This is a genomic window from Candidatus Vampirococcus lugosii (assembly GCF_018420025.1).
Classification (GTDB): domain Bacteria; phylum Patescibacteriota; class Gracilibacteria; order Absconditabacterales; family Absconditicoccaceae; genus Vampirococcus; species Vampirococcus lugosii.
On the sequence record NZ_JAEDAM010000064.1, the window covers coordinates 1 to 7,000 of the forward strand.

At 23.0% G+C, this 7,000-nt stretch carries 5 protein-coding genes and 1 pseudogene; 1 reads left to right on the forward strand and 5 read right to left on the reverse strand.

Annotation, left to right across the window (positions count from 1 at the left end; translation table 25 throughout):
• A pseudogene (locus tag VAMP_RS04280) lies at window positions 1-977 on the reverse strand (excinuclease ABC subunit UvrA); the annotation flags it as partial.
• A gap of 388 nt (window positions 978-1,365) precedes the next feature.
• Here VAMP_RS04280 and VAMP_RS04285 point away from each other — a divergent pair.
• Window positions 1,366-2,631 carry a prepilin-type N-terminal cleavage/methylation domain-containing protein gene (locus VAMP_RS04285; RefSeq protein ID WP_213349694.1) on the forward strand — a complete coding sequence of 422 codons (1,266 nt, stop codon included), beginning with the start codon at window positions 1,366-1,368 and terminating at the stop codon, window positions 2,629-2,631.
• Between the two features lie 99 nt (window positions 2,632-2,730).
• Here VAMP_RS04285 and VAMP_RS04290 read toward each other — a convergent pair whose 3' ends face one another.
• From VAMP_RS04290 to VAMP_RS04305, 4 genes are all read right to left on the reverse strand, one after another.
• Window positions 2,731-3,399, reverse strand: a complete 669-nt coding sequence (locus VAMP_RS04290) for a CPBP family glutamic-type intramembrane protease (RefSeq protein ID WP_213349696.1) — start codon at window positions 3,397-3,399, stop codon at window positions 2,731-2,733.
• Between the two features lie 117 nt (window positions 3,400-3,516).
• Window positions 3,517-4,959: an SPFH domain-containing protein gene (locus tag VAMP_RS04295; protein WP_213349698.1), complete on the reverse strand. Its 1,443-nt coding sequence runs from the start codon at window positions 4,957-4,959 to the stop codon at window positions 3,517-3,519.
• 44 nt (window positions 4,960-5,003) lie between these two features.
• The gene (locus tag VAMP_RS04300) at window positions 5,004-5,570 is read right to left on the reverse strand and encodes an SPFH domain-containing protein (RefSeq protein ID WP_213349700.1); all 567 of its coding nucleotides are present in this window, start codon (window positions 5,568-5,570) and stop codon (window positions 5,004-5,006) included.
• 2 nt (window positions 5,571-5,572) lie between these two features.
• Window positions 5,573-6,751, reverse strand: coding sequence for a hypothetical protein (locus VAMP_RS04305; protein ID WP_213349703.1), 1,179 nt, complete (start codon window positions 6,749-6,751; stop codon window positions 5,573-5,575).
• Between the last annotated feature and the right edge of the window lie 249 nt (window positions 6,752-7,000).

The window sequence follows — 7,000 nt, forward strand, 5'->3', positions numbered from 1 at the left end:
CCCATTCATGAATCTCTCCACGGCAATATAGCTTCCAAATATTTACTATTTTTATCAATCATTTTTTCCAAATCAACTTGAAGAGTTTGTCATAATCAATGACAAGTTTCACAAGCTCATTCTTGTCTATTTGGCGAAAAATGTTGAGTAGTAAAATCTGGATATATAATATCACAATCAGGACAAAAATTTTTATCAGTATACCAAGTAATATTTCAATTTTGATATATTCATACTTTATTTTTATTTAAAAGAATTTTTACTATTCATTCTTTAAGTCTTGATAAATTTTTATCTTCAAGACTAATACGATCATAAATTCAATAAACTTTGATTGGAAAATTTCATTTTGGAATTTTGGGATCTTCAAGATAAAAATATTCTATACATTCAAAATTATCAAGTTGAATTATAATTCTAATACTTCATTTACCAGCATCAACTTGTTTTCTATTTTTTCTAGTAAATTTCAATAAATCATTTTCTTCTTTAAAATCTCATATATACTGTAAAATATATATTTTTTCTCATTCAAATTTTTCAATTATTTGTTTATAAATATTATCAGTAGTTTGTGCTTTAATTTCTTTATTACATGAATAACAATATATATCACCAAGTTTAGCAAACAAAAGTCTTAAATAATCATCAACTTCAGTCATAGTTCATACAGTACTTCTACTATTTCCAACTTTTTTATTTTGTTCAATTGCTATTGCTGGAGAAAATCACTGACAATAATCAACATCAGGTCTTTCTCATAAATTAAAAAATTGTCTTAAATAACTAGATAAAGATTCTATATATCTAAATTGTCATTCTTTGTAAATAGTATTGAAAGCAAGTGTAGATTTACCTGATCCACTAACTCCTGTAATTGTAATTAATTTATTTTTTGGTAAAGTAATATCAATATTATTTAAATTATTTGTTCTTGCTCATTTGATAATCAATTTTGAAAAATCATTATTTTCCATATACAGAAATATTTTATATATTATAAATAAACTATATTTATATACTTTTATATCAAAATTTCAATAGTATATAAAACTAATCTATAGCAAACCATTTCAAATATCCCACCAAATAATAAAATTTAATAAAAAATACACAAAAAATCACTTGAAAAAGATAAAAAAAATAATATAATTTAATTATTCAAAATTAATTAATAATTAATATTTAATCTTGAAAATTATGAAAAAATGAGAAAATTTAATTGTGAATTGTGAATTGTGAATTAGATAATTTATCTATAAATAATTTTTGAGTTAATAAAAAAATATGATAGATTTTTTCTATTGTGTTTTTTTATTGATTTAAGAAAAAATCAATATATTTTAATATAATAAATAATTAGATATGAAAAAAAACAATAAATGATTTACATTAGTAGAAGTTGTGATAACAGTTTGAATTATCGCAATATTGGCGGTAGTAGGATGAATTAGTATTAGTATTTGGATAAGTAAAGCAAGGGATGCACAAGTGGTAAACAATGTGCAAACTATAGCATGAGGACTTGAAAGCTATCATATGAAAAATTTTGAATTTCCTGTACCAGATGGTAATATTTTGCCTGATGATCATAAAAAACGGGAACAATGAATAATATGATCTTGAGTGATCAAAAAATTATCAAGTTTTATTAATGTAAAAAATTTATCAAATTCTAATAAATATATTTATAGTACTTATCAAATTTACGATCATTATCAAGTAATATGACTGTTGGAAAATGATGTTCAAATACAGGCATATGAATATATTATAGATAAAGCACATGCAAATACGGATAAAATTGTTGAGCTATGAGATAAATGATATTATTCAAAATGAACCGTTGAAAATATTCCTATGATAATAAATGAAAATAATAAAACTTTAGTACTTGAATGAAATGATTGAACTGATTGATGAACTACTTGAAATTATTCTGCTATAAATAATGATTGAACAAATATTTTGAATGGTAATCCTAATTTTAAATGAGTTAGTGATTTAACTCAAATATCAAAAAATACAAGTGAATATATAGAAAAAGGTGATAATGCAATTATAGAAATTGAAGAAGGTATATATCAATCTATTGATTGAAAATTTATTAAAATCACAGATTCAAGTACAGATAACGATCTATGATATACAATCATAACTTATAATCCAAGTAATATATCATGAGAACCTGATTTTAGTGCTTGAAAAAATTCTTTTAATATAAATTGATCAGATCCAAAAATGGAATGGTGATGTAATTGAAAAAAAGTTAGTGATAATGGAAGTGATGGTAAAATAAAAACTGAAGAAATAGTAAATTTTCACGATGATAATAATAATTTTAGTTGATATAATTATACTTCTTATACAGGAGATTATTCAGATATATGATGTAACTCAGGCAATGATTGAAATGTAGGAGCTATATTTTGTAACAATTTAGTTTTTAATTGACATAATAATTGGTATTTGCCGTCAAGTAGTGAGTTAAATATAATTAAAAAACAAAACCTTTTAATTGAAAATCGCTACTTTTCTGCTTCCGAATATTGAAATAATTGAGCTTGGACAAATAACAGTGCTCATTCTAAAAATTATGATCGTTATATCCGCTGTATTCGTAGAGAATAAATTTTAAAACTCAAGCAAACAAAAAAAGACACTAGTTTAATAAACTTAAAAACCGTGTCTTTTTTTGTTTTATATAAAAAACCAAATAAAATATATTACTTAAAAATAAAACATTTTAATTCATATCAAAATGATAGCAATATCAGCAAAAACATGAACAATATAACCATTAATTATAGTTTCATTTTTTTCATTAACATATGAAAATATTAAACCACCTATGATAAGTCATATTAATGCCAATAAAAAATTATACCAAGCAAACCATGTAGCAAATATTCCAACATGATAAATTGAAAACAAAAATGAATTAAAAAAATATTTTCAAAATCTATTTTTTACAGTATGATAGAACACAAAGCCTCTAAAGAAAAATTCTTCAAAAAAAGCATTAAAAAATGTAATATATATCGCAACAAATGGAAAAATCATTTTATTGACTCATACATTATTTTCTAATTCTTCAGCTATGAAACCTAAATCTATTGTATTACTCAATATTACATATGTAATAATAATAGTTACTAATACTAAAATAGATAAAATCCAAGTAAGTCATCTTAAATTATTTTTTTTAATATTTATCAAAGATAAAGTTCTTTCTTTACCCAATATAATTATTGGTATTACCAAAAACAATAATATTTTAAATAATATTTTATATAATATAAAAACATTCAAAATTTGTTCTAATACATACAAAACTCCTACTGCAAACAATATATATAGTATTAAAATAATTTTATTATTATATATTCTATCTTCCATTATTGAATTTATTTAATTTAATAAAATTTATAATTTTTATTATATATTCAAAAAAATTATGAAATAAAGAAAAAAAATAACTTTATTTCATAATCATTAAATTAATTATATATTTTTTTATACAGACTCTTCTTGTTTATCATTTATTTGTTTAAAATTATTTACTATATTATTAAATTTTTCTTCTCATACTGTTTTTTTAAATGTTTCAACCATAGCTCAAATATTAGCTCATCAATTTGAAGAAAACAAATCCATAAAACTATTTATTCAACTAGTTCAATTATCACCAGTAGATACAATCTTTATATCTGCATTATTTAATGCACGAGCTTTTTCAAGATCTACAACTTGTGATATATCAGCTTCAAGCTGTTTAATCATAAAGTTAAGAGCTTCAGGTTTAAATTTATTCAAAGCTTCTGCCATTTCTTCTTTATTTCTAGCTTCAGCTGTTCATATATAATTAACTTCTCTTGCTTTAGCTTCAGCAAGTGATTGTATTCTTTTTGCTTCTGCTTCAGCCAATGATTCAATTTTTAATCTTTCAGCTTCTGCATTTGTTTCAGTAATATATTTTTCAGATTCAACTTCTATTTTTCTTCTATCTCTTATTTCTTCAGCCTTTATTATTTCTGTTCTCTTACTTATTTCTGCATTTCTTTCTTCTTCAAGTTGTTCTATCATCAATTCTTTTTCTCTAGTAGATTTTTGAGCTTCAAACATTTTTTGTCTTGAAATTTCTTTTTTTAAGTTCAATTCTTCTTCTTTTTCAATTTCAAAATTTTCTGTTACTCTTTCATTTTCTAATTTCTTTAATCAAGACTCTCTTTGTGAATCATATTCAACAATATCAGCTTTTGATTTAGCTTCAGCCGCTCTAGCTCTAGCTTCCGATTCTTTATTTTCTTTTTCAATAATAGTTCTTTTTTGATTTTCCGAAACTTCAATTTGAGATTCAGATTCAATTTCAGATCTTTTTTTCTGCATAATATTACTTATTACTCTACTTTCTCAAGTTTCAGGATCTCTAATATCCATAAATTCTACATTTTTTAAATCAACTCACCAACTTACAACAGAGTCCAAAACTTCTTTATAGAATTCTTCTTTTATTTCAACTCTAGATTCCATTATTTCTATAATATCTTTTGATGCAAGAGTTTTTCTTATTACTCATTTTAAAGTTTCATTTAAATGTTCTTTAAGTTCTTCTATATGAAATATTTTTTGTGCTGCAATTTCAGGTTCTTTTATTACAAAAAATGCAGTAACATCTACTATAAAAGGAACTTTTCATGAATCATATGCTTTATATTGATCAACTTTTATTGTAAAGATACTAATAGGAAGTTTTTGAACTTCTACTCATAAAGCAGGAACCCAAGATGGCCAATCTATATATACATTTCATGCATCAAATCATCTACCATATGCTTTTGATGTTTTTTTTCATTGTGCTATATGAACTTCATTTGTAGGAACTACTTTTCTTAAATTAGACAATATTACAATAAACACAATAAATGCAACTAAACCACCAACTCAAAAAATAGTCATTTTTAATACTATTTAATAATTAAATTTATTTATTATTTATCTTTTTAAGATAAATTAATATCTATTAATTCTAACTTTTTAAGCTCAACTCAAACATTTTTGATAGAAGATAAGATTTCTTTATAAAGTTTTTCTTTTATATCAAGTTTAAAATTACTTTTTTCAAAGAAATCTGTAATATCTACTTTCAAAATACTTTTTGATGAAAAAACTTTTTGTAATATTAATTCTATCATTCTCTGCAAATACTTTTCTAACTCATTCATATCAAAAGATATATTTGATATAAGTTCAATATCTTTTACAACAAAATATACATTAAGATCTATTATTAGATTTACTTTTAGTGAATCATATGTAGTATATTTTTTAAATACTATTGTAAATACATCAAGATTAAATTTAGCAACTTCTATTCATAAAAAAGGAATCCAACCTGGCCATTCCAAATAAGTATCTCAATGAATAAGTCATTTTCAATAATATTTAAATCCATATCTATATTGTATTAAATGGGCTTCATTTGCAGGAACTACTCTTCTCAAATTATACAATATCAATACATATGGTAACACAAAAAATAAAACAAAAAGTATAATAATATTAATCATTTTTATTGTTTTTTATCTTCTTCTTTATCCATAATTTCAACTAATTCTTTTTCTTGAGATTCTTCATCTGACAAAGTATTTTTAAGTTCATTTGCATCATCTTTATTCATAACTTTTATATCATCTAATTTAGCTCTAGCCTCTCCAAATAACTTTCTTTCTTCTTTAGCTTCTCTTGCAACTTGTTCTCTAAAATTTTCTATTTCATCAAAATGATTTTTTAATTTAGTAACATTTTCCATAAATACTGTTGTAGAAACTACTGGTTTAGATGCAACTTCTTCAGCTTTTTTACTTCATTCTATTGCTTTATCAGTAAGATCACTTGACATTTTATCTATTGTACTACCCATCACATCCATAGCTTTCATACTTGCATCTATAGATTTTTGACTAGAAGTTTCTATTATTGCAGTAGATAAAAGTGTTTTAAAAATTGGTCTTGATGAATTCATAGATAAAGCAAGTTTAGTAGCACTATCAAGTCTCATTTCTAATCTCTTTTTTGCCATTTCCAAATTACCGATCAAAACTACTATATTTGTCAAAAAGAACTCAACATTTTGTTTAAACATTGATAATTTTCTTTTTTCATCTTCATTTTCTTCATTATCAATTCTTCCTTGAAGTTCATCAACTTTTTTTCATATATAATCTTTGTAAGAAACTATAGAACCTAAATTCTCTTCTACACCATCCAAAAAATTATTTTGCATATCTATAGAAGTATTTATTGAATAATATGCTTGATCAAATCATGAAAATATTGTTTCAATTTTTCATTCTACAGTTTTCATATTGAAACTCATATCATCTTTAGCATTATCAATTTTAGTCACTACAGATCATATTCATGGTATAGATTTCATAAATTTCATAAAACTTCAATCATTATCTATAATATCTCTATAAACTCATTGAACTTCTCAATTCATTTTTTCTAATTCATCAGAAACAGACATAATAGGATCACCATCTATTACTTTGGCAGTTTTGGAAACAATATCATCTATTGGAGCTGTAATTCTTTCTCATATACTTCTAAAATTCTTTGCTTCTTCAAAAGCTTTTTGAATTTCTTTTGTTTCTTCTTCTGACAATTCAATTTGCTTTATTTCTGTGTTTGCCAAATTATTAGATAAATTATTATTTTGAATATTATCTTTAACATTATTTTCCATGCTTTTTTAATTTTTTTATAATATAAATATAGATATATTATATTACTTTTTTTTAAAAAATCAAATTAATATGGATATTTTTTCATTTTTGGGATAAAAAATTTAAAGAAAGGACAGATTTTAATTATTATTAGAGTACTTTTAAATCAATAAAAAAATGTCCATAAATTACTGCAATATCTTGTCTGAAATTACTAACCTTCTGCAGTAATAAAGATAAAAAAAGCTTGAAAAGTTAATTAAGAACTA